This window comes from Corynebacterium sp. c3Ub_189, assembly GCF_039907195.1.
Classification (GTDB): Bacteria; Actinomycetota; Actinomycetes; order Mycobacteriales; family Mycobacteriaceae; genus Corynebacterium.
Map to the genome: position 1 here is coordinate 1 of NZ_JASBOF010000075.1, position 383 is coordinate 383.

Here is a 383-nt window from a genome sequence, read left to right on the forward strand (position 1 = left end):
TGTATCTTCCCACGCATGCGCACCGTAAATCGGTGTTGCGTAGGTTTAGACCGAAAAAGCGCAAGATTGATGCCAATCCACGTTTGCGCACCGTGGTCTGGGCGATGGTGAAAGATAGGTACTCGCCGGAGCAGATTTCTGGGAGGTTGCGCAGTCGCTATCCCGGTGATGAGACTATGTACGTGTGTCCTGAAACTATTTATCAGTCTTTGTATTTCCAGGCTAAAGGCGAGTTGAAAAAGGAAGTCGCTGCTGCACTGCGTCGCGGTCACGCCCAACGTCGACCTCGTGGCACGCGCAGTGCCCGCAGGCGGTTTGTTGACCCTATGGTGATGATTTCCGACCGGCCAGCAGAAGTAGATGACCGAGCAGTACCAGGTCAT

Annotated in this window: 1 pseudogene; it reads left to right on the forward strand. The window is 54.0% G+C overall.

The window, feature by feature from the left end:
* A pseudogene (locus QKD99_RS11575) lies at positions 1–383 on the forward strand (IS30 family transposase); the annotation flags it as partial.